General features: G+C 70.8%; 16 protein-coding genes. 5 read left to right on the top strand and 11 right to left on the bottom strand.

What is annotated here, in order from left to right:
* Nucleotides 1–25: 25 nt before the first annotated feature.
* Both ABE438_RS08110 and ABE438_RS08105 read left to right on the top strand, forming a co-directional pair.
* On the top strand, nt 26–652 hold the full coding sequence (locus ABE438_RS08110; protein ID WP_346502076.1) for a LabA-like NYN domain-containing protein: 627 nt from the start codon (nt 26–28) through the stop codon (nt 650–652).
* Nucleotides 653–777: 125 nt separating this feature from the next.
* On the top strand, nt 778–1,503 hold the full coding sequence (locus tag ABE438_RS08105; RefSeq protein WP_346502075.1) for a superoxide dismutase: 726 nt from the start codon (nt 778–780) through the stop codon (nt 1,501–1,503).
* A gap of 156 nt (nt 1,504–1,659) precedes the next feature.
* Here ABE438_RS08105 and smpB read toward each other — a convergent pair whose 3' ends face one another.
* The 3 genes from smpB to dapA are packed head-to-tail and all read right to left on the bottom strand — an operon-like array spanning nt 1,660 to nt 3,725.
* The gene (gene smpB / locus ABE438_RS08100) at nt 1,660–2,133 is read right to left on the bottom strand and encodes an SsrA-binding protein SmpB (RefSeq protein ID WP_346502074.1); all 474 of its coding nucleotides are present in this window, start codon (nt 2,131–2,133) and stop codon (nt 1,660–1,662) included.
* Nucleotides 2,130–2,777, bottom strand: coding sequence for an FMN-binding negative transcriptional regulator (locus tag ABE438_RS08095; protein ID WP_346502073.1), 648 nt, complete (start codon nt 2,775–2,777; stop codon nt 2,130–2,132). The genes smpB and ABE438_RS08095 overlap by 4 nt, the downstream gene beginning before the upstream one ends.
* 51 nt (nt 2,778–2,828) lie before the next feature.
* Nucleotides 2,829–3,725 (bottom strand): 4-hydroxy-tetrahydrodipicolinate synthase, encoded by an 897-nt coding sequence (gene dapA, locus ABE438_RS08090; protein WP_346502072.1) that lies wholly within the window; start codon nt 3,723–3,725, stop codon nt 2,829–2,831.
* A gap of 168 nt (nt 3,726–3,893) precedes the next feature.
* Between dapA and ABE438_RS08085 the strand changes: the two genes are divergently transcribed.
* Together ABE438_RS08085 and ABE438_RS08080 are read left to right on the top strand one after the other, a co-directional pair.
* A complete protein-coding gene (locus tag ABE438_RS08085; RefSeq protein ID WP_346502071.1) occupies nt 3,894–5,987 on the top strand; it encodes a lytic transglycosylase domain-containing protein in 2,094 nt (697 codons plus the stop codon).
* A gap of 71 nt (nt 5,988–6,058) precedes the next feature.
* A complete protein-coding gene (locus tag ABE438_RS08080) occupies nt 6,059–6,952 on the top strand; it encodes an alpha/beta fold hydrolase (RefSeq protein WP_346502070.1) in 894 nt (297 codons plus the stop codon).
* Nucleotides 6,953–6,966: 14 nt separating this feature from the next.
* On the opposite strand, the gene ABE438_RS08075 is transcribed toward ABE438_RS08080, so the two are convergent.
* From ABE438_RS08075 to ABE438_RS08050, 6 genes are all read right to left on the bottom strand, one after another.
* Nucleotides 6,967–7,983, bottom strand: a complete 1,017-nt coding sequence (locus ABE438_RS08075; RefSeq protein ID WP_346502069.1) for a hypothetical protein — start codon at nt 7,981–7,983, stop codon at nt 6,967–6,969.
* An 11-nt stretch (nt 7,984–7,994) separates the two neighbouring features.
* On the bottom strand, nt 7,995–10,274 hold the full coding sequence (locus ABE438_RS08070) for an OmpA family protein (protein WP_346502068.1): 2,280 nt from the start codon (nt 10,272–10,274) through the stop codon (nt 7,995–7,997).
* Nucleotides 10,275–10,507: 233 nt separating this feature from the next.
* On the bottom strand, nt 10,508–11,848 hold the full coding sequence (locus ABE438_RS08065) for a porin (RefSeq protein WP_346502067.1): 1,341 nt from the start codon (nt 11,846–11,848) through the stop codon (nt 10,508–10,510).
* Nucleotides 11,849–12,415: 567 nt separating this feature from the next.
* Nucleotides 12,416–16,741 carry a translocation/assembly module TamB domain-containing protein gene (locus tag ABE438_RS08060; protein ID WP_346502066.1) on the bottom strand — a complete coding sequence of 1,442 codons (4,326 nt, stop codon included), beginning with the start codon at nt 16,739–16,741 and terminating at the stop codon, nt 12,416–12,418.
* On the bottom strand, nt 16,741–18,726 hold the full coding sequence (locus tag ABE438_RS08055; RefSeq protein ID WP_346502065.1) for an autotransporter assembly complex protein TamA: 1,986 nt from the start codon (nt 18,724–18,726) through the stop codon (nt 16,741–16,743). The genes ABE438_RS08060 and ABE438_RS08055 overlap by 1 nt, the downstream gene beginning before the upstream one ends.
* A 193-nt stretch (nt 18,727–18,919) precedes the next feature.
* Complete coding sequence (locus tag ABE438_RS08050) at nt 18,920–19,687, bottom strand: fumarylacetoacetate hydrolase family protein (RefSeq protein WP_346502064.1); 768 nt, start codon at nt 19,685–19,687, stop codon at nt 18,920–18,922.
* 193 nt (nt 19,688–19,880) lie between these two features.
* Between ABE438_RS08050 and ABE438_RS08045 the strand changes: the two genes are divergently transcribed.
* The gene (locus ABE438_RS08045; protein WP_346502063.1) at nt 19,881–20,234 is read left to right on the top strand and encodes a VOC family protein; all 354 of its coding nucleotides are present in this window, start codon (nt 19,881–19,883) and stop codon (nt 20,232–20,234) included.
* A 106-nt stretch (nt 20,235–20,340) separates the two neighbouring features.
* On the opposite strand, the gene ABE438_RS08040 is transcribed toward ABE438_RS08045, so the two are convergent.
* Both ABE438_RS08040 and ABE438_RS08035 read right to left on the bottom strand, forming a co-directional pair.
* A complete protein-coding gene (locus ABE438_RS08040; RefSeq protein ID WP_346502062.1) occupies nt 20,341–21,258 on the bottom strand; it encodes a dihydrodipicolinate synthase family protein in 918 nt (305 codons plus the stop codon).
* A gap of 41 nt (nt 21,259–21,299) precedes the next feature.
* A complete protein-coding gene (locus tag ABE438_RS08035; RefSeq protein WP_346502061.1) occupies nt 21,300–22,817 on the bottom strand; it encodes a tripartite tricarboxylate transporter permease in 1,518 nt (505 codons plus the stop codon).
* Nucleotides 22,818–22,835: the final 18 nt, after the last annotated feature.

The raw sequence follows: 22,835 nt of genomic DNA, 5'->3' as shown, positions 1-22,835 counted from the left end.
ATATCCATTGCCCAGGAGCACCCGCATGGCCGCCGGACCGCGCATCGCACTCTTCATCGATGGCGCAAATCTCTATGCCACCTCGAAGCAGCTCGGCTTCGACATGGACTACCGGCGGCTGCTGAAGGAATTCCAGGAGCGCGGCAACCTGATCCGCGCCTTCTATTTCACCACCTTGGTCGAGAGCGAGGAGTACACCTCGATCCGGCCGCTGGTCGACTGGCTCGACTATAACGGCTACCGCGTCGTCACAAAGGCGGCCAAGGAGTTCACCGACGCGTCGGGGCGCCGCCGGGTCAAGGGCAATATGGACATCGAGCTCGCCATCGAGATGCTCGAGCTCGCGCCCCATCTCGACCATATCTACCTGTTCTCCGGCGACGGCGACTTCCGCCCGCTGGTCGAGGCGGTGCAGCGCAAGGGCGTCAAGGTCTCGGTGGTCTCGACCATCACCACCACCCCGCCCATGGTCGCCGACGACCTGCGCCGGCAATGCGACGAGTTCGTCGATCTCGCCCAGCTGATGCAGAAGGTCGGCCGCGACCCGGCCGAGCGCGCCCATCGCGGCGGCGCCGGCACAGGCACGCAGGCCAATCCCGGGCTGGAGCGCCGCTACGGCATCCGCACCGGCGACGAGCCGTCGGAGGGCTGACCCCGGCGAACCAGCCGCCGGCCAGGGAGTTGCGTAGCCAGCAGCGACGATGTCGAGCCCCCGCGGGTCTCGCCCGACGCGGTCCGTCCGTCACCATCCGTCCCACAGCACCGGAGGTTCGAACCATGCAGCACAGCATCCGACGCCGCAGCATCCTGACCGGCCTCATGGCCGGCACCGTCCTCCTGGCCACCCGGCCCTCGCCCCTCCTGGCGCAGACGGCGCAGGACGCGGCGCCGGTCTTCACCCTGCCGAAGCTCGGCTACGCCTACGAGGCGCTGGAGCCGGTCATCGACGCGCAGACCATGCGCATCCACCATTCGGCGCATCACCAGGCCTATGTGAACGGCGCCAACGCCGCCGCGAAGCAGTGGGACGGCTTGCGCACCACCCCGATCGACAAGGTGCTGGCCGATCTCGGCGCCGTGCCGGAGACGGTGCGGACGGCGGTGCGCAACAATGTCGGCGGCCACTGGAACCACAGCTTCTTCTGGGAGCTGATGACGCCCGGCGGCGGCGAGAAACCCGGAACCGAACTGGCCGGTGCCATCGACGCGGCCTTCGGCTCGTTCGACGAGATGGTGAAGCGGGTCAACCAGGCCGGCGCCACGCGCTTCGGCTCGGGCTGGGCCTGGCTGGTCGTCGGCAAGGACGGCAAGCTCGCGGTAATCTCGACCGCCAACCAGGACACCCCGCTGGAGCTCAGCGCCAGGCCGGTGCTCGGCGTCGACGTCTGGGAGCACGCCTACTACCTGAAATACCAGAACCGCCGCCCGGAATACCTCACCGCCTGGTGGAAGACGGTGAACTGGGACAAGGCGAACGAGAACTTCAAGAAGGCGAAGGGCTGAGCATCGCCGCCCCAGCGGCGAGACCAGTGAGACAGCGCGCCGCCGCCTCGGCGGCGCGACACAGGCCTGTGATCAAGGCCGAGGCTCGCAGGTACTTCGGAACCGTCCTGGCTGGCATGTCGAGGCGCGCCGACATGCGGCGCGCAGGACGGCGGCTCAGCCGCCGCTCTTCATCAGGCGCTGCTTGTCGCGATTCCAGTCGCGGGTCTTCTCGGTCTCGCGCTTGTCGTGCAGCTTCTTGCCCTTGCCGAGGCCGAGCTCGACCTTGGCGCGGCCCTTCTCGTTGAAATAGACCTTGAGCGGGATGACCGTGTAGCCCTCGCGCTGGATCGCGCCCATCAGCTTGTTGATCTGGCGGCGATGCAGCAGCAGCTTCCGCGGCCGGCGCACATCATGGTTGAAGCGGTTGGCCTCGAGATATTCCGGGATATGCGCGTTGAACAGGAAGAGCTCGTCGCCCATCGGGCCGGCATAGCTCTCGGCGATCATCGCCTTGCCGCCGCGCAGCGACTTCACCTCGGTGCCCTGCAGGGCGATGCCGGCCTCGATGGTCTCGTCGATGGCATAGTTGAAGCGCGCCTTGCGGTTGTCCGCGGCGAGCTTGTAGCGATCCGGATCGGGCTTGCTCATGAGGGGTTCCGCATTCCGAACATGTCGACCAGCCCGGCCATGGCCTGCGAATCCGAATCCGGATCCGCCGACAAGCCGTTGAAGACGCCGCGCTTGTCGGCCTCCTGCCGGTTCTGGCTGAGCTTGAACTTGCCGAGCAGCGAGGCGATCTCGATCTCGATGCCGACGATGCCGCGCGCCTGCGCGGCGATGAAGCGTTCCGGCGCGTCGCTCACCGCCCAGGGCCGTGCGCGCGGCTCCTCCTGCTGGCGGGTCAGCGCCTCGATCTGGGCGTGGAGCCAGGCCGGGTCGTCGATGGCGCGGGCCGGGCCGCGCGCCTGCACGGTGACGTAGTTCCAGGTCGGCACGACCTTGCCGTGCTCGGCCTTGGAGGCATACCAGTCCGGCGTGATGTAGCGCTCGACGCCCGAGAAGATCACCAGCACCTCGGCACCAGCCGCGATCGCCTGCCATTGGCGGTTCGGCCGGGCGAGATGGGCGCGCAGCACGCCCTGCTCGCCCTCCTCGGCATGCAGCACGAAGGGCACCGGGTTGGCCTGCAGCCCGCCCTCGCCGGCCGTGACCAGCGTCGCGAGCGGATGGGCGCGGATGACGCCCAACAGCTGCGCGCGATCCTCGACCTTGAAGTGACTGGGTTCGTACATGGCTCGCTCCGGCATCGCGCCGGGACGAACCGACGGACGCAGTCCTCCTATCTAGGCATTGAGGAGCCCGGCGTGAACCAGCGCGGCGCGAATGGCCTGGCTGGTCGCGGGCGTCACCGGCTGGAGCGGCAGGCGGACCTCGTCCGATTCGAGGCGGCCGAGCAGCGTCATGCCGTGCTTGGAGCCGGCGACGCCGGGCTCGCGGAACACCGCGTCGTGCAGCGGGGTGAGCCGATCCTGCAAGGCGAGCGCGCCGGCGAAGTCGCCCTTGGCGACGCAGGCCATCAGGTCGGCGCAGAGCTGCGGCGCGACATTGGCGACCACCGAGATGCAGCCATGGCCGCCGGCCGCCATATAGGCCAGCGCCGTCATGTCCTCGCCCGAGAGCTGGATGAAGTCCGGCCCGAGCGCATGGCGCTGCTGCGAGACGCGCGCCAGATTGCCGGTGGCATCCTTCACGCCGGCGATGTTCTTCAGCTCGTAGAGGCGCGACATGGTGTCGATCGACATGTCGACCACCGAGCGCGGCGGGATGTTGTAGATGATGATCGGGATGCCGATCGCATCGTTGACCGCCTTGAAGTGCTGGTACATGCCCTCCTGGGTCGGCTTGTTGTAGTAGGGCGTCACCACCAGAACCGCCTGGGCGCCGGCCTCCTCGGCGTGCCTGGCCAGCGCGATCGCCTCGGTGGTGTTGTTGGAGCCGGCCCCGGCGATAACCGGCACCCGGCCGCGCGCCTGCGCGATCACGATCTCGGTGACCTTGCCGTGCTCGTCATGGGACAGCGTCGGGCTCTCGCCGGTGGTGCCGACCGGGACCAGGCCGCTCGAACCGCTTTCGATATGCCAGTCGACCAGCGCGCGCAGCCGATCCTCGTCGATCCTGCCGTTCTTGAACGGCGTCACCAGCGCGGGCATCGAACCGGTGAAAGGCGCATGCTTGGTCATGAGAAGCTTCCGGATGCGGGCTGGCGACAAAACAGGCAATCAGGAATAGCGGCTGGGCGGCCGCCCGCAAAGCCGGCAACCCATGAAAAAACGTGGCTTCATGGTTAAGACTTCGTCAAGGCCATTCCCCGACGATTCCGCCATCCGATGCTGTCCCGGGATGGTGCCATGGCTGCTCGTCCGAGCCGAAAGCTCGCCGGTTCCACGATCGCTCTGCTCGCGCTCTCGCTGCTGGCGGCGCGCGCGGCCGACGACGCCGTGCAGCCCAGCCAGATCGCCGCCCCGCCGGCCGGCCGGAGCCTGCCCGATGTCGAGACCACGGGCGCGATTCCGCCCAACGGCCTCACCGGGCTGACCAGCCAGGACCAGAGAATCGACCCAACGACGCTGCGGGCCGCCGTCGACGCCTATCGCAAGGGCCGGCTCGACGAGGGCGACGCCCTGGCCCGCAGCATCGACGATGCAGCGGCGCGCACCATGCTCGAATGGCTGGCGATCCGCAGCCAGGCCGGCGCGATCGGCCTGCAGCGCATCGAGCGCTTCCTGGCGCAGAACCCGAACTATCCCGGCACCCTGCCTTTCCTGCGCATGGCGGAAGCCACTTTGGTGCGCGACCGCCATTCCGCCCAGACCATCCGCAGCTTCTTCCACGGGCGCGAGCCGGTCAGCGCGCCGGGGCGCATCGCGCTCGCGCAGGTGCTCGCCGGCGACGGACGCACCGCCGAGGCGCAGGCACTGATCCGCCGCGTCTGGCGCGAGGATGCGCTCGGAGAGGGACTCGAGAAGCGCATCCTGACGCAGTTCGGCGCCGATCTCGGCGCCGCGGACCACAGGCTGCGCACCGAGCGCTTCATCTTCCGCGGCGACGGCCGCGGCGCCCTGCGCAATGCGGCGCGCGTCTCGGCCGACCATGTCGCGCTGGTCAGGCTGCGGCTGGCGAGCGCTAAGGCCCGCGGGCCGATCGCGCAGAAGCAGATCGACGCCCTGCCGGCTTCCGTGCGCGGCGAGCCGTCCTACGCCTTCCTGCTGGCGCAGCAGGCCCGGCGCTCGGGCAAGTCGGCGGAGGCGGTCGCGGCGATGGCCTCCGCTCCCGAGACGGCCGCGGAACTGGGCGACGGCGACGGCTGGTGGGCCGAGCGCCGCCTGCTGGCACGCCGCCTGCTCGACGAGGGCCAGGCCCGCGCCGCCTATGACATCGCCGCCGACCATGCCGCCGAGGGCTCGGCCGAGCGCATCGAGGCCGAATGGCACGCCGGCTGGATCGCGCTGCGCTTCCTGAACGACGCGACCCGCGCCAGCAGGCACTTCGCCGAAGCCGCCGCCATCGCCGAGACGCCGATCTCGGTCGCCCGCGCCCTCTATTGGCAGGGCCGGGCCAGCGAGGCCCTCGGTCGCGAGGCCGAGGCGCGCGACCTCTATGCCCGCGCCGGCGAGCACCCGGTCGCCTATTACGGCCAGCTCGCCCGCGCCAGGCTCGGTCTCGCCGACCTGCCGGTACGGCGGACCATGGCGGCCGAGCTGGCGCATCTGCCCGGCGTCAAGGCGGTCAGGCTGCTCTACGCCATCGAGGAAGAGGGGCTGGCGCGGACCATGCTGCTCGACCTGTCGCAGCGCCTGCACGACGCCGCCTCGCTCGAGGCGATCGCCGGGATCGCCCGCGCCCAGCGCGACGTGCGCACCCTGCTCGCCATCGGCAAGACGGCGCTGCAGCGCGGCTTCCCGCTCGACGAGGCCGCCTTCCCGACCTTCGGCGTGCCCGACTTCCCCATCCTCGGCGACCCGATGGAGCGGGCCATCGTCCACGCCATCGCCCGGCAGGAAAGCGCCTTCGACCCCGCCGCGGTCTCGCATGCCGGGGCACGCGGCCTGATGCAGATGATGCCGGCGACGGCGCGCGAGACGGCGCGGCGGGCGAGCATGCCCTTCGAGCTGGAGCGCCTGACCCGAGACCCGCTCTACTCCGCCCAGATGGGCGCGGCGCATCTCAACGACCTGATCGTCGAATGGCGCGGCTCCTATGTGCTGACCTTCGCGGCCTACAATGCCGGTTCCGGCAATGTCCGCCGCTGGATCGCCGCCTATGGCGACCCGCGCTCGCCGGAGGTCGATGCCGTCGACTGGGTCGAGCGCATCCCGTTCACCGAGACGCGCAACTACGTCCAGCGCGTCATGGAGAACCTGCAGGTCTATCGCCAACGCCTGAACCAGCGCACCGCCTATCTGATCGACGCCGACCTGAAGCGCGGCTGGCGGCGCGACTGACGGGCGCGCCGGCGGCTGGCCTGCGCGCCCGGCCCATGCGACAAGCCCCGGAAAGGACAGCAGGGGACGCCATGGACGCCGACACCGGATTCCGCTCGCTCTTCGTCAGCGCCCGCGACGGGCTGCGCCTGCATGCGCGCGACTACGGGCCGCTCGACGCCGCCGGCCTGCCGGTGGTCTGCCTGCCCGGCCTCGCCCGCACCGCCGCCGACTTCCACGAGCTCGCCCTGGCGCTGGCCGGCGACGAGACCCGGCCGCGCCGCGTGCTCGCGCTCGATTATCGCGGGCGCGGCCGCTCCGACTACGACAGAGACTGGCGCCGCTACGACATCCGCATCGAGCTCGACGACCTGATGCAGGTGCTCGCCGCCGCGGGCGTCGAGCAGGCGGTCTTCGTCGGCACCTCGCGCGGCGGGCTGCTCACCATGGCGCTGGCCGTGGCGCGCCCGGCGGCGATCCGCGGCGTGGTGATGAACGATATCGGCCCGGTGATCGACGCGCGCGGCCTGCTGCGCATCCGCGGCTATATCGGCAAGATGCCGGTGCCGCGCAGCTTCGCCGAGGGCGCGGAGATCCTGAAGCGCCTGGCCGACCAGCAGTTCACCGCCTTTGGCGAGGCCGAATGGCAGACCATGGCGCGGCGCACCTGGACCGAGCGCGACGGCGCGCTGGTGCCCGATTACGACCCGCGCCTGATGAAGACGCTGGAAGCGCTCGATCTGGAGGCACCGCTGCCGGATCTCTGGCCCTATTTCGCCGCGCTGAACGGCGTGCCGGTGCTGGCGATCCGCGGCGAGAACTCCGACCTGATGGCCGCCGCGACGCTGGAGGAGATGGCTGCGCGCCATCCAGACTGCGAGACGGTGACGGCCGCCGGTCAGGGCCACGCGCCGCTGCTCGGCACGCGCGAGATGGTCAGGCGCATCGCCCGGCTGATCGAGAAGGCGGAGAAGCGCGGCGCCTGAGGCCCCGCGCCGGCTCAGTCCTTGCCGCGGCGCGCCTTCACGGCGCGCGAATGCTCGGTCTCGCCGCCTTCGGCGAGGCTCTTCGCCTCGTCGCGCCACTGCGCCAGCAGCGCCTCGCGCCCCGGCAGGCCGATCTGGTGGGCGACGAAGCGCATCTCCTCCGCCGAAAGCCCGGTGAGCTGGTCGAAATGCCAGATGCCGAGCGCGTTGAGCTTTTCGGCCAGCCCCGGGCCGACACCGTCGATCAGCAGGAGATCGTCACCCTGCCCGCCGCGCGGCGCGGTCAGAAGGCCCGCCGGACGCGTACCGTCGAGCGCCGCGCCCGTCATTGCCGTGCCAGCCTCCGGCGCCGACGCGTCGGCCGGGACGGTCTTCGCCAGCTCGCGCGCCTGCGCCACCCAGTCCTCGCGCTCGATCCGCCCCGGGAAAGCGAGATAGCTGCCGACCCAGTCGATGTTCTCCTGCGACCAGGCAGCGATCTGGCTGAAATGCCAGATGCCGAGCGCATTGAGCCGCTGCGCGTTCTGCGGGCCGATACCGCTGATCAGCTCGAGATCGTCGGGCTTGCCACCGCGAGCCGCGCCGAAACCGGCCGGGCGCACGCCCTGGATCGTCTCCTGCCCCTCGACGGGCGGCAAGGCCTCGCCGAGGCTGGCGGCCGCCGCCGTCGCGGGGCCGGGCGGCGGCAGCGCCGCCATCGGCTTGGGCAGGGCGAGCCGCGGTGACGGCAGCGCCAGCGCCGGAGCGAGCCCGGACTGGCCGCCCGCCGCCGCGACCAGCCCGCCGACCAGGCAGCCGGCAACGTAGACGCCGAGATAGAGCAGGCCGGTCTCGATCCAGAAGGCCGGGCGGTCGTTGACGACGCGCCCCCAGACCAGCGCCGCCGCGCCGGCCCAGGCCAGCAGCAGCAGGAGCGAGGGCGCCGAGGCCAGGCCGCGCAGGCCGCCGCGGCAGCTCAGCCAGCCGAAGACGAGGCCCATGGCGAAGGCCGCGAGCAGGAACCAGGCGAAGTGAACCGCGAGATAGAGCATGGCGATCTCCCCTATTTCGCGATGGTGAACTGGACGCGGCGGTTCTTGACCCGCGCCTCGGCGCTGCCATGGGCCACCAGCGGCCGGTCGACGCCATAGCCCCTGGCCGTCAGCTGCTCGGGATCGATGCCGCGGCGAACCAGTTCCTCGCGCACCCGCTGCGCCCGCCGGCGCGACAGGTCGAGATTGTTGAAGCCGCCGCGCTCGCCGTCGTCATTGGCGTGGCCCTCGACGGTGACGCGCACGCCGGGGCACTGCCTCAGGATCGCGGTCGCTTCCGTCATCGCCCGCTCGGTGATGGGATCGAGCGCCACCACCGCCGTACCCTGGCCGAACATCACGTAATAGCGCTGCGTCAGCGCATCGAGATCGTTCTGGCAGGTGTTCGGCGGATCGAGCACGCAGCCGGTCTGGCGCAGGCCGACGCTGGCGGTGCCGGTGAAGCCCTCGGGCAGGCCGGCGGCGAGGCTGGTCTCGACTTCGCTGCGGATCAGTTCGCGGCAGGTCAGCCCCTGAACACTGGCATGCCGGTCGACGACATGACCGGTGCCCATGTCGAGCCGGAGCAGGTCCTGCACCACGCTGCGCGCCGCGACGCCGAAGCCGGCCGGCGCCGCCGGCACGATCTGCGTCTCGTCGCGCAGGCGCCCACTGAGCGGCGAGCCCTCGACCAGTGCGTGGATGGCGGCCCGCGCGCCGGCATCGGGAAGATAGCCGGTCAGCGTCGCGCCCGTGCGATCGACGGAGGCGCTGAAGTCATAGGGACTCAGCACGATCGCCGGCGCGCCGGAGAGCGAGAGCCCGGCCGGCAGCGCGCCGCTCTTCAGCGCGTCGGTGACCGCCTGCCAGGCCTCGCGCCCAGCGACGGTCGCGCCGATGCGCAGCGCCCCGCCCTCGATCGCGACGCTGCCTGCACCGGCCCGCGCCAGCAGATCGAGCGCATAGGCGGTCGCGGCCGCGAAATCCGGGCCGGGCCGCAGCGCGCCGACAATCTCCATGCGGTCGATGACGGGCACGCCGGGCATGGCCTGACCGGCCTTCGCCAGCAGGGCAGCCCGTGCCTCGGTGCTCGGGACCAGGCCGGAGAGCACCAGCCCGGCATCGGTCTTCTCTGCGCGCCAGCTCAGCGCGCGCTGCGGCGCAGGAGCCGCCGACGGCGCAGCCTGCGGCGCCGGCGCAGGTGGCTGTGGTGCGGGCGCAACCGGCCGCTCGACAGAGAGATCGAGCGGCGGCGCCTCAGGAATGGGAGGCATGGCGATGATCGGGGCCGGCGGTGGCGGCGGCGGACAGGCGATCGCGCCGGCCGAGGCCGCCGGCAGGCGCTTGCGCAACGCCTCGCAGGCCTCGTGGCCGGCCGGGCCCTCGCCGCTCACCGTGTAGTCGTCGCCGCTGAGCGCAACCTTGCCACTGCGCAGCTCGGCCAGATCGGCCAATGCGCGCGTCACCTTGTCGAGGAAGCCGGCGGGCGCGCCCTGCCCCGGCAGGCTGCGATCGCTGATCGTCGCCTTGCCGCCGACAGTGCGTTCCAGCAGCGCGGCGATCTGCCGGCCGATCTCCTGCGTCGGATAGGAGCCTGTGACCGAGACGGCGCCGGCCGCATTCTTCTCCGCCGACCAGAGATAGGGCGCGACGAGCGGCGGTTGCAGCGTGCAGTCGACGCGCGAAAATCCTTTCGGGGCTGGAGCCGCCGCGGCAGCGCGCAAAGCGAGATAGTCCTGCGGGCTCGACGCCGTGCCCTCGACGCAGAAGCGGTTGTCGTCGAGCGCGACCTTGCCGGTGGCGAGGCGGCCGAGATCGGCGATCATCGCCAGAGCCAGCCCGGGAAAGCCCTCCGGCGCGCCGAACGCGATGGTCTGCTGATCCTCGACGCGCAGCCCGTCGCCGAGCGCACGCGCCGCCGCCAGATTGGCCTTGGCCGACGCTTCGTCCGGCGCATAGCCGGAGAGCACGATCCGCCCCGCTTCGCGGCTGGCGGCCCAGCTATAGGGCTTCTGCGCCACGACCTGGCTCAGGCCGCCGAGAATGCGCCGCACCCCGAATTCGGAGCGCAGCTCGGCCAAGGCACGGGCGGCGCCGTCCTCGCTCAGCGCTTCTCCATCGACGAGCACGTCACGACCGCCGACGCGGATCGAGATCGGCCGCGCCCCTGGCGCGGTGCCCGCCTTCGCGACGGCGGCGCTGGCGCGCTGCTCGACATCGCGGCGAACCGCCTCTTCCTGGGTGAGATTGGCGGCGCCCCACAGCACAGCCAGCGGAATGAGCCCCCAAAGCCAACCGGCCTGCCGCGCCATGCCCCGAACCCCGCCTGCCACCGTGCCCGCCCGGCACGCAGCCGGAATCACAAGAGAATCACGCCCTATGTGCCGGGCAAGTCAAGGCAATCGGCAGCGCGATTCACGGCAATCGCCGATGGCGGCGGCAAAACCGCCAGATGGAGTACCGGCGTTCCACGGGCGGACGCCGCCCAAAACGAAAGAAGCCCCGGGTTTCCCCGGGGCTTCCACCATCACGATCGGAAGATCGATCAGAAGTCGCGCTGGATGCGCAGGCGACCAACCCAGCCGTCCTGGCTCTTGGCGAACGCGCCCGTGCGGGTCACGTCGTTGCGGAGCGTCTGGAAGCGGGTGGCGAGCTCGACGCGCTGGTAGAGCACGTCGACACCGATGTCGAGACCGGCGACCGGCGACCAGATCAGGTTGGCGCCGATGCGGAGCTCCTTGGGATCCAGCGAGCGGACCGGGCCAGCGTAGAAGGCGGCGGCGTGGGTGTAGCGCAGGTCGAGCTTGGAGTACGAACCATACACTTCCGAACGCAGCTGCGGGGTCCAGTAGTGACGCAGGGCGGCGACGAACGAGTAGCCCTTCGTGCTGCTGACCTTGCCCGAGACCGGATCGACCGAGATGTCGCCCAGGACCAGAGGCCCGAAGCGGCCGAGGCCGAAGTTCGTGCCGTAGCCGAGGTAGCCGACAGCGCCGTCAGCATAGGCGGCCTGCAGGAACAGGGCATCGCCAGCGGCGAGGAACGGCAGGTTGATCTTCACGCCGCCCTGGACAGCGAAGCCGACATGGTCGCCACCGCGAGCCAGGAAGGCGTTCTGGGCGATGTTGACCTTACGCTGGGCGATGGCGCCCGACAGCTGAGCGGAGCCCCAGCCCTGGTCGACGCGGAGCGACGCGACGACATCCGGCCACTCCTGGCCAGCCAGCGCAACGCCGGCGGCGCCGAAGCGGGTCACAGCGCCGGCCTCACGGTTGGCGGTGCCCGAAGAGCGATCCTCGGCCGACACGGTCAGCGAGAAGCCCGAGCCGAAGGTGGCGGTGTAGGCCAGCAGGTTCAGACGGTTGTCCGAGGTGCGGACGACGTTGAAGCCGTAGTCGTTGGCGTAGAAGTCGAAGAACGACTGCGCGCGACCAGCGGTGATCGGGCCGAACTGGACGAAGGCCAGGTCGAGCAGAGCGTCGCTGCTGTTGGTGGTACGAGCGCCGGGGAACAGGATCCCGTTGACGTTCGAGTTGGCGTACTGGCCGCCGTTGTTGTTCAGCTGGTAGCGGATGAACGTACGCAGCGTGCCGTAAGCGGTCGCGGTGCGGGCGTCGAAGTTGACCTGACCGCGGGCGCGGGTGCCGTAGCCGTCCTGGCCGGTGCCGAAGCGCTTGCCGACGACGTACTCGGCGCGAACGCGACCCGAAACGCGCAGGCAGGTGTCGGTGCCCGGGATGTAGAAGAAGCCAGCGCCGTAGGCGGAGCAGACACGAACGTACTCGACCGGAGCGGCCTTCCGCGAGGGAAGGTCAGCGGCCTGAGCCCCGGCGACCGCGGCGAAGCCGGCGGCGGAACCGAGGAGGAGGCTCTTGACGAGCTTCATTTGATTACCTCCAAAAGAGTTTCGAGACCCTCGGGCTTCGGCTTATTCACTGCCGGCAGCCCCAGGAGACCTGTCCGGCGAATTCGCTTTATCCCGGTCTTTCGCCTGCGTCCCCGAACCATTCGAAGGCGTAGGCGAAAAACAGCGACCGGGAATGTCCCGCCGCAAAATCACCATCGCGAAAGCCCGCCCCGCGATCAACCGTCATGGCGCCACCGGCCCCCCGCAGAGGGCGCTTTGCCCCCCGGTGTTGCAACATCGCCACGCTTTCTCCGTCGAAATTAAGACCCGGTTAACTACCAGAGCCCCGACGGCCCCCTTCGCAGGCTTGCGCAAGCGGGAATCCGGCGGTTTCCCGGACGAATCCGCCAGAATCACGCAAGCCGCCGCGAAGGCGTCGTCATGACTGGCGTGAGGGCTGTCAGGAGGGATTCGAAGCCGGGTCGGATCGCCGGCCTAGGAAGGCGGACTGGCGGAGGCAGGAACCGCGGCCCGGCGCAGGGGATGAGCAGCTTGCGACCAGCGGCGGGCGCGGCGGCAGCACGCCGCCGCCTCCTCACGATACCGCTAGTATTCCCACTCCGCGCCGATGCCGACCGCGGCGCTGCCGTCGGCATTGGTCTCGGCCTGGAGCTTGAGGCGGCGCGTCAGGTCGACGCCGACGGAGACGCCACTGTCGGAGGGCTTGGCGCCGGCCTTGACGCCGAGCGTCACGCCGTCGGCCAGCGAGCGCGAGACGCCGACGGTCGGGCCGCCCGGGCCGACCTGGATGTCGAGATTGTCGACGCCGAGCTGGCGGCGGATCTTCTCGAACACGTCGTCGCCGCCCGCGCCCGAGAGCTGCGCCGCCGTCTGGGCGAGTTGCAGCGCCTGGAAGGGTGAAAGCGCGCCCGAAGCCCGCTCGAACAGCAGGCGCGACAGCACCTCGTCGGGCGGCAGCTCCGGCGAGGAGGTGAAGGCGAACTCCGGCGAGGCCGCGCTGCCGGAGATGATGATGCGCGCGGTCACGTCGGCGGCGCGGGTCTCGGCGACGAAGTCGAGCTCCGGCGTGACGTCGCCCGCGAAGGTGATGCGGCCGCGGCTGAAGTCGAGACGCTGGCTGGCGACGCTGAGGCGGCCGCGGCGCAGGTCGAAGCCGCCGGTGAGTTCGGGCGCCGCCGAGGTGCCGCCGACGCGCAGCTCGCCGCCGAGCTCGGCATCGATGCCGCGCCCGCGGATGAAGACTCGGCCGGGCGCCGAGACGGTGATGTCGAGCAGCGCATTGAACACCGGCGTGCGCGCGCCCTTGCGCGCGGCCAGCGCGCGCGCACGCTTTTCGGCCGCAAGACGGGCGGCGGCCTGGCCCTTGGCGTTGACGTGGCGGATGCCGTCCACCGGCCGCAGGTTCGACGGAAGACGGTCCGGCACCGCGACCTCGACGGAGGTGAGGCCGACGCGCCCCGAGACGCGCGGGCTCTGCGCCAGCGGGCCGGTGATGTCGAGCGCGAGATCGGCGACCGCGGTGACGATGCCGTTGTCGACCAGCTGGGCGCGCTGGCCCTCGATGCGGATCTGCCCGGGGAAGCCGGCGGCGGGATCGACGGCGACGTTGCCGCGGGCCGAGAGCGTGCCGTTGCCAGGCGTGCGGGCGGTGAAGCGCTCGATGACGAGCGCCGTGCCGTTGGCGGTGATGCGCGCCTCCATGGCGTTCAGCTTAACGCCCTGGAGCGCATCGCTGAAGGTGCCGTTGGCGAGCGTCGCGCCGCCAGAGAGGCGGGGATCGGCGAGGGTGCCGGCGGCGCGCATGTCAATGGCGACGCGGCCGGTGAGCCGGCGGCCGTCGGCGGCGATGCTGGGATTGGCCAGCGCGGCGTCGGCCTGTCCGCGAATGGCGAGGTCGATCGCGCCGGCGCCGCCGAGCGGCACCGCGCCCGTCGCGGTCAGATTGATGGCGTTGCCGGCCTTAAGGCTGGCGTCGACGGTGCTGCGGCCGCCCTCCAGCTTGCCCTGACCGGCGATCTCGAGCGGCGGCAGCCCGGCGCCGCGGGTTTCCGGCGAGACCAGCCGCGCCACGCGCAGCCGCCAGGAGCCGGCGGGGCTGTCGGCGCGGCCGCGGATGGTGGCATCGGCTTCCAGCGTGCCGGACAGGTCGAGCGAGGGCACGGCGAGCTTCGCCGCGGAGAGCGGCACGGCGCGGGCGGCGAAGGTCAGGTCGAGCGTCTCGCCGGCGAGGCCGTCCAGCGTGATGCGGCCGCCGTCGACCGCCAGCGCCAGGTCGCGGATCGTGAGCCCCTTCTCGGTCGAGACGAAGCTCGCGGGCTTGGCGAGCGCGATGCGGCGATTGTCGCGGCGCGCCTCGAAGCGGGCGAGGTCGAAGCGCAGCGGGCCGGCGACCGCAAGGCGCCCCTCGGCCGCGAGGGCAAAACCGCGCGCGCTGGCGTCGAGCTTGAGATCGCTGGCATCGGCGGCGCCGCGAGCGGTCAAGCGGATCGCGCTGACCGGCTCGCCGGCGATCACGGCGCGGTCGACGCGCACGTCGCCGTCGATGCGCGGCTTGCGCAGCACATCGGCGAGCGACAGGCTCGCATCGAGCCGGTCGAGCGAAAGGTTCGGCGCCGAAAGGCGCTGGGCCGTGGCCTTCACGTCGACATTCTGGCCGCCATCGGGGCGCGCCAGCGTCAGGTCCGCATCGAGGCTGCCGCCCAGTTTGGCGAGGACGAGCGCCGAGAGATCATCGAGATTGCGGGCGGCCAGCGTGATCCTGCCTTCGGCGAGGCCGGCGGCATCGAGGTCGAGCGCCCCGGCGAGCCTGGCCGAACCGACCGCCATGTCGAGCTGCGGCAGGGTCCAGCCGCCATCCGGCGCCTTGGCGAAGCGCAGCGTGCCGGTGGCCGGCTTGCCCTCGATCTCGCCGGACAGGCGGGCCTCGCCGGCGAGCGCGCCCTGCAGGTCGCGCAAGCTGGCGTCTAGCGCGAGGCGCGGCACCGGGCGGCCGAGCATGGTGGCGTTGGTGATGGCCGCGGTCAGCGCCGCGTCGAGCTTGTCGAGCGGGCCGGTCAGCGTCGCATCGAAGGCGCCGCGGCCGGAGAGGCGCGGGTCGGCCCGGCGCAGATCGGGGATCGCGATAGTGGCGCGCAGGTTCGAGCCCTTGGGCCCGAGCGCGCCGTCGGCGCTGGCGGTGACATGGCTGCCGGCGATGCGCAGGCCGCTGACGGAGAGGCCCCCTTCGGGCGGCAGGCGCAAATCGCCGCCGACCGTGACCTTGCCGGCGAGCAGCCGGTCGACCGCCTCTTGGCCGAGCCGCAGCGCCTCGGCGCCGCCGTCAAGCTTGACCGCATAGGTCTTGCGCTTGGGCGAGCCGTCGATCTCGGCCGATACACGGGCGGAGCCGGCGAGCGAGCGGCCGGCGAGGCCGCTGAGCCGCGCCAACTCGGGCAGCACCGCGCGCGCCCTGCCCTGCACGCGCTCATTGCCGAGTGCGCCGACATAGTCGAGCTCGACGCCGGCGAAACCGAGCTTCAGTGTCTCGAAATCGGCGAGCCCGTCGACGGCCGTGCCGCGCAGGGTGAAGCGCAGCCGGTCTCCAACGAAGCGCGCCAGCGCCGGGTCCGTCAGGGCGATGCCGCTGGCCTCGCCGTCCGAGGTCAGGACGATGGTGGTCGGTGCGCCGTCGGCGCCCGGTCGTGGGGTCGCGGCGAAGGTGAGGCCGAGCTGGCGCAGGCTGCCTTCCGCGACGCGCACGCCGCCCGCCTCCAGCCGGGCGTCGACGCGCGGCGCCGCGGCCTCGCCCTGGATGCGCGCGTCGAAGGCGAGCTTCTCGATCTCGGCACCGGCCGCGACGGTGCGGCCCTGCTGATTCGGCCGGGCACCGGCGGTGACGTGGAAATCGAGCGTCTTGTCGGCGGCGTAGCGCCCCTGGACATCGAGGCGCGCCAGCGCCGAGACGAGCGCCAGCCCATCGACGGAGACGGCGCCGTCATCGCCGAACACCACCGTGCCGTCGAGCCGGGTCGAGCCCTCGAACACCGGGGCGGCCGGCGGCGGCATCAGGCCGGCGATGCGGGAGTCGAGCGCGAGTAGCAGCCGGCGCGCCGCGCCCTGGCGCGAGAGATCGGCGGTGCCGTCGGCGCCGATGGTCGGGCCGGCGTCGAAGCGCAGCGTGGCGCGGAAGGCGTCGAGCGGGCCGTCGCCATTGACATCGAGCTTGACCGGCGGGCGGTTCGGCAGGTCGGCGATGGTCGAGATCAGGCCGCCGGCCGGCTCGTCGAGCTTGAGGCCGAGCCGCAGACGGCTGTTCTCCGGCACGAAGCGCAGGTCGACGTCGAGGCTGCCGCCCATGTCGAGCCGTCGCCCCGCGAGCCGGAGGTCGAGCCCCTCATTGGGCGGGCCGAGCCGGGCGGCGCCCTCCGCCGAGATGCGCGCAGGGGCACCAATGACGGTGGGGCCGAGCGCCAGTTCGCCGAGTTGGAAGGCCTCGACGATGACCTTGAGCGGCAGTTCCGGCAGCAGCGGCCCGGCATCGGCCTGCGCCGCGGCGGCGGCCGGGTTCGGCACGGGCCGGCGCAAAATCTCGAGCTTGCCGATCTCGAGGCGGTTGACCTCAAGCCGGCGCATCAGCAGCGCGGTGCGCGTCCAGATCAGGCGGGCGCGGTCGAGCTTCAGCCAGGGGCCGTCGCGGTCGGAGATCACGATGTCGCGGATCGTCGCGTCCGAAGAGAGCGCGCCATCGACCGCGCCGATCGAGACCTGGCTGCCATCGGTGGACAGCGCCTTGGAGATCAGGTCGGCGAGCACGCCGCGCTCGCTCTGGGCGTTCTGGGCGAAGCCGCCGAGCGCGGTGACGAGCACCAGCGCGCCGGCGACCGCGACGGCGGCGAACAGGGCGGCGAGACGGGTGATGCGCAGCCTGGCCATCAGAAGGACTGCCCCACGCTGATATAGAGAGCGACGGGCTTGTCGCCCTTGCGGGGATTGAGCGGCGCAGCCACGTCGAGGCGGATCGGCCCGATCGGCGTGTAATAGCGCAGGCCGAGGCCGGCGGCGTATTGCAGCTTCTGCTTGAAGTTCGGGATCTCGCTCTCGAAGGCCATGCCGGCGTCGAAGAAGGGCACGATGCCGATGGTGCGCGTGATCTTGATGCGCGCCTCGACCGAGGCCTCGAACAGGCTGCGGCCGCCGGTGAGGTGGAAGAGCGGGCCGAGCGGCGACAGCGTGCGATAGGCGTAGCCGCGCACCGAGCCGCCGCCGCCGGCATAAAAGCGCCGCGTCGCCGGCACCTGGTCGAGATCGGCACCGGCGATCGAGCCGAGGCCGACCCGGCCGGCGAGCACGTAGCGGGCGTCCTCGTCGAGCGCGTAATAGCCGGCGATCGAGGCCTTGCTCTGCACGAAGGGCGCATCATGGCGGCCGAAGGCGGCATAGGGCGCGACGGAGGCGGTGATACGCAGGCCGCGGGTCGGATCGAGCGCATTGTCGGTGGAATCGTAGCGCAGCGACAGCGGCACGCCGGCGATCATGTAATCGACCTGGCCGAGCACGTCGCTGGTCTGGCCGCGCTCGGCCTCCAGCGCTGCCTGGATCGAGAACACGTCGCTGAAGCGATGGCGGATGCCGACGCTACCGGTGACGTAGCGGCCGGTATAGCCGCCGAAGCGATTGGTACCGATGCGCTCGCGCGTGCCGACCACGTCGACCAGCAGGTCGTTGCGGCTGCCGCCCAGCGCCGGCTTCATGAAGCTCGCGGAGAAGCGCCCGCCGAGATCGCTCGGCAGGAAGTCGCCGAAGCGCTGGATCTTGGTGCCGTCGATGCGCGGGGCGAAGAAGATGTCGCCTTCCAGCCGCAACCGCTCGGCACCGCCGAACAGGTTGCGGTGCTCCCAATAGGTCTTCACCGCCGGGCCGTCGATGGTCGAATAGCGGGCCGAGAAACCAATCAGGCGCTTGGGGCGCTCGTTCACCTCGACGAAGAGCGGCAGGTTGCCGGCGCCGTCGAGGCTGGTGCCCTCGCGCAGCCGCACCGAGCCAACCGCCGGGATCTGCGCGATCGACTTGCGCGTATCGGCCAGCGCCTTGGGCGAATACGGATCGCCTGGCTCCAGATAGATGAAGGAGCGGATGACCTCGGGCGGGATGTCGCCATGCTCGGTCACCGAGACGTCGCCGAAGCCGGCGACCGGGCCGGGATCGATCACGAGCGCCACGTCCATGGTCCGCGCCGCGTGATCGACCACCGGGCGGACCTCGACGACGCGGGCCAGCGGACGCGAGCGCTCGCGCCAGTAGTCGACGAGCGCGGCCTGGGCGGCGCGGATCGAGCTCGACAGCGCCGGATCACCGGAGACCAGGCCCGAGACCTTGCCGGGATCGGCGATCTGCGCCGTCGGATCGCGGCGGCCGGATTCGACGATGTCGACATTGCGCAGCTTGAAGAGCGGGCCGGCCTCGACGGTGACGACCAGCGGCGCGGCGGCGCGGTTGCGATAACGCTCGGCCGCCGCGGCGAAGGCGTGCGGCGTCTCGCCGGCGCGCGTCACCGCGACGCCGTCGAGCGCGATCGAGACCTGGGCGTTGAAATAGCCCTGCGCCCAGAGCGCGTCGATCAGCGGGTTGATGTCGGCTGCGGCGCGGCGCGCCAGCGTCTCGCCGTCGGGCGGCGCGTCCTGGCGCAGGCGATAGAGCAGCGAGGCGTCCTCAAGGCTGCGCTTCAGCGCGCTCTCGCTCTCGACGCCGGTGATCTCGAAACGCAATTCGTAGGGGACGGTCGTCGCGCTGACGGCCGGCGGCTTTTCCTTCGAGCCGAACAGGCCGAAGACGTCGAGCGAGGAGAGATCGAAGGCGCGTGCGGAAGGGATGTCAGCGCCGATGAAGGCCGCGACCGCGCAGGCGCCACCGCCCGCCAAACCGATCCCCCGCCTCCGCCATGACCGCATCTCGCCTCCAACGCAACTCAACCTGTGACGCAGCGAATGCGGTCAATTTGTGACCTCGCCGCCAGTTGCCCGCAATCCGACGGGCGTCCTCAACGCACCATCAACCGTAAATCTGAACGAAAAGTTGGCCATCCCGACGCGGCCGCCGGGATGGCCGAATCGCTCAGTCGGCCTGCTCGGCGAGCGCGAAGGAAATCGCGGTGACGGGGTCGAGGCGGGTGACGACGGGGCCGACCGTCGGCGCGAGCACGCCGCCGCACAGGCTGCCGGTGGTGATGATCTGCCCGGCCTCGAGCCCGCCGAGGGGCCCCTCCTCCGCGCGGTTCGCCCAGGCGAGCACCGGCACCAGCGGGTCGCCATTGGCATGGACTGCCTGGCGCTCGTAGAGCACGTCACCGTCGAGCTCGACCGTGCAGGTCAGCGCCGGGATGTCGTCGAAGATCGCGAACGGCACCTGCGGCCCGAGGATGTAGCCGCCATGGCCGAGCGAATCGGCGATCCAGAGCGGGAACGGCACATGGGTCCAATCGTCGATGCGGCTCTCGACGATCTCGATGCCGACGAAGGCGGCGTCGCAATGGTCGAGCAGCTCCTCGCGGCTGTAGGGACGGCCCGGGCGCAGCGGCATGTCGCGGCCGAGACGGATGGCCAGCTCGATCTCGACGCGCAGCTCGGCGCCATGCACGCCGCGATAGGTCATGCCGGGCTCGAGCCAGGGGCCGGGCATCAGGCCGGCCACCGGGCGGCCGCCCTCGGCGATCGCGACCTTCCAGCCGGCATTGCGGTAGCCGAGCGCGCGGCTGACGGCGGCCTGGGCGGCGAAGCCGGCATCGATGTCGGCCGGGACCGGCAGGGTGGCGATCTCCGCGAGGGACGGGCCGCGCCGGGCGGCGATCAGGGCCTCGGCGGGAGAAACGGTCGTCTCGCTCATGATCTGCTGTTCCCTGTGATCTCAGCCGGCAGCCTTGCCGACAATCCTGCACGAAGCGGCCTTCGCGGCCTGTCGCTCTCTGGCTACAATATCGGCGTGCCGGCGCAAACCCGGCGCACTGCTGACACCGCCCGTCGCCCCGCGCCGGCAAGGCGTCCGCTTCAATCCGCCGACACACTTACAGGACTGCGCCATGCCGACCTCGCCCCATGACCGCCGCATCGACTATGTCGAGTTCGTCGTCACCGACATCGCCCGGGCGCGCAGCTTCTACGCGCAGGCCTTCGGCTGGACGATGACGGATTACGGCCCGAACTACTGCGCCTTCGCCGATGGCCGGCTCGAAGGCGGCTTCACCGATATCGGCACGCCGATGCCGGGCGGACCGCTGGTCATCCTCTATGCCGACGACCTCGCCGCCGTGCAGGCCGCGATCGAGGCGGCCGGCGGCCGGATCGTGAAGCCGGTCTTCGACTTCCCCGGCGGGCGCCGCTTCCACTTCACCGACCCGGACGGCTACGAGCTGGCGGTGTGGAGCAAGGGCTGAGCCTCTCCGGAAATGCGAAAGGCACCCGCGCGATGCGGGTGCCTTTCGAGGAGAGCCCGCCGCGCCGTCACGAGCAGCGCGGCGGGAGAAGCCCGCGGGCCTGAGCTTACTTGCCCCAGCGGATCGAGAGCGGGTTCAGCTCGCGCGCCAGCTCCAGCAGCCCCTCGCGGGTCTTCGGATGCAGCGGGGTCAGCGGATGGCGGACGGCGTCGGACTTGATCACGCCGCCTTCCAGCATCAACGCCTTGGCGGCGCGCAAGCCGCACTGGCGGTTCTCGTAGTTGATGATCGGCAGGACGCGCGCATAGAGCTCGGCCGCCGTCTTGCGGTCGCCGGCCGCATGCGCATGCAGGATCGGCTTGATCAGGTCGGGGATCATCGCGCTGGTCATGGTGCCGGTCGCGCCGCCGTCGAGATCGGCCATCAGGGTGATGGCTTCCTCGCCGTCGAACGGGCCCTTGATCGCCGCGCCGCCGGCCTCGACCAGCGCGCGCAGCTTGTTGGCGGTGCCTGGCACCTCGATCTTGAAGCAGTTGACCAGCGGCACGCGCTTGTTGAGGCGCAGCATGAAATCGACGGTCATGGTGACGCCGGAGAGCGGGGCGTCCTGCAGGATGATCGGGATGCCGCAGGCCTCGGCCACGGTCTCGAAATGCTCGATCATGCCCTGCTCGTCGGCCTTGAGCAGCGCGCCGTGATAGGGCGGCATCATCATCAGCGCGTCGGCGCCGGCCTCGGCCGCGGCCTTGGCGCGCTGCGCCGCGATGCGGGTCGAGAAGTGCGAGGTGGTGACCACCGTCGCGACGCGGCCGGCGATCTGCTCGATCGACAGGCGCATGACCTGGTCGCGCTCCTCGTCGGTCAGCAGGAACTGCTCCGAGAAGTTCGCCAGGATGCAGACGCCGTCGACGCCCTGGTCGACCGAGAGGTCCATGACGCGGCGGTTGCCCTCGTGATCGAGGTCGCCGTTCTCGTGGAAGATCGTCGGAACGATCGGGATGATGCCGTTCAGCGGCAGGGTCATGAGCTTGCTCCGGAACGTTGGAGAGGGAAAGAGGGTCCGTCTCAGGCCTTGGCGGCCCGGCGCGTCACCAGCCGGCGCACGCCGCGACGGGCGGATCCGAACAGCGGGAACAGCAGCAGCGAGAGCGCGATCGTCATCAGCGTCGACACCAGCGGATTCGACCAGAAGATCGAGAGCGAACCCTGGCTGAAGATCATCGACTGGCGGAAGGCATCCTCCGCCTTGTCGCCGATGACCATGGCCAGCACCAGCGGCGCGATCGGATAGTCGAGCTTCTTGAAGACATAGCCGACGATGCCGAAGGCCAGCGCCACCCAGATGTCGAACTCCTTGCTGGCGACCGTATAGGCGCCGATGAAGCAGACCACGACGATCAGCGGCCCGATGATCGAGAACGGGATGCGCAGGATCGAGGCGAAGAGCGGGATCGTGGCGAGCACGACGACGACCGCGACGACGTTGCCGAGATACATCGAGGCGATCAGGCCCCAGACGAAGTCCGGCCGCTCGACGAAGAGCATCGGGCCGGGGTTGAGGCCCCAGATCATCAGCCCGCCCATCATCACGGCGGCCGTCGCCGAGCCCGGGATGCCGAGCGCCAGCATCGGCAGCATCGCCGCCGAGCCCGCCGCGTGGTCGGCCGTCTCCGGCGAGATCACGCCCTCCGGCTCGCCCTTGCCGAACTTCTCCGGCTGGCGCGAGGAGCGCTTGGCCATGGCGTAGCTCATGAAGGAGGCCGCGGTCGGCCCGCCGGGCGTGATGCCCATCCAGATGCCGATGATGCTGGAGCGCAGCAGCGCGAACCAGTAGCGCGGCAGCTTGGCGGCGGTAGCCAGCACGTCGCGCGGGCTGACCTTCGCCTTGATGCCCTGGAAGCGCAGCCCCTCCTCCATGGTCTGGAGCAGCTCGCCGAGGCCGAACAGGCCGATAACCGCGATCAGGAAGGAGATGCCGGCCAGAAGCACGTCGTATTCGAAGGTCAGGCGGACATTGCCCGAGACCGAGTCCATGCCGATCGTGGCGAAGGCGAAGCCCATGGCCATGGCGACCAGCGTCTTGAAGGGCGAGGCGCCGCCCAGCCCGACGAAGCTGGCGAAGGTCATGAAGTAGACCGCGAAATACTCGGGCGAGGAGAACTTCAGCGCGAAATTCGCGACCCAGCTCGACAGCAGCGTGATGACGATCACGCCGGCCATGGCGCCGATGCCGGCCGACAGGAAGGCGAAGGACAGCGCTTCCGCCGCCCTGCCCTGCTTCGCCATCGGATGGCCGTCGAAGGTCGTCGCGACCGAGGAGGGCTCGCCGGGGATGTTGAAGAGGACCGAGGTGGTCGAGCCGCCGAACAGCGCGCCCCAGTAGAGCGAGGTCAGCAGGATGATCGCCGAGACCGGGTCCATGGTGAAGGTCAGCGGCAGCATCAGCGAGACGCCGTTGGGGGCGCCGAGGCCGGGCAGCACGCCGACGAGGATGCCGAGCAGGACACCGGCCATCATCAGGGCGACGTGGTGCCAGGTCAGCGCCACCTCGAAGCCGTGCATGAGCGAGGCGAAGTTTTCCATGGGACGTTCCGTTCCGTC

The sequence above is a fragment of the Allobosea sp. TWI1241 genome, assembly GCF_039673065.1.
In the GTDB taxonomy this organism is placed as follows: Bacteria; Pseudomonadota; Alphaproteobacteria; order Rhizobiales; family Beijerinckiaceae; genus Allobosea.
The sequence above is the reverse complement of the archived record's forward strand: the minus strand, read 5'-3'. Positions and strand labels throughout refer to the sequence as shown.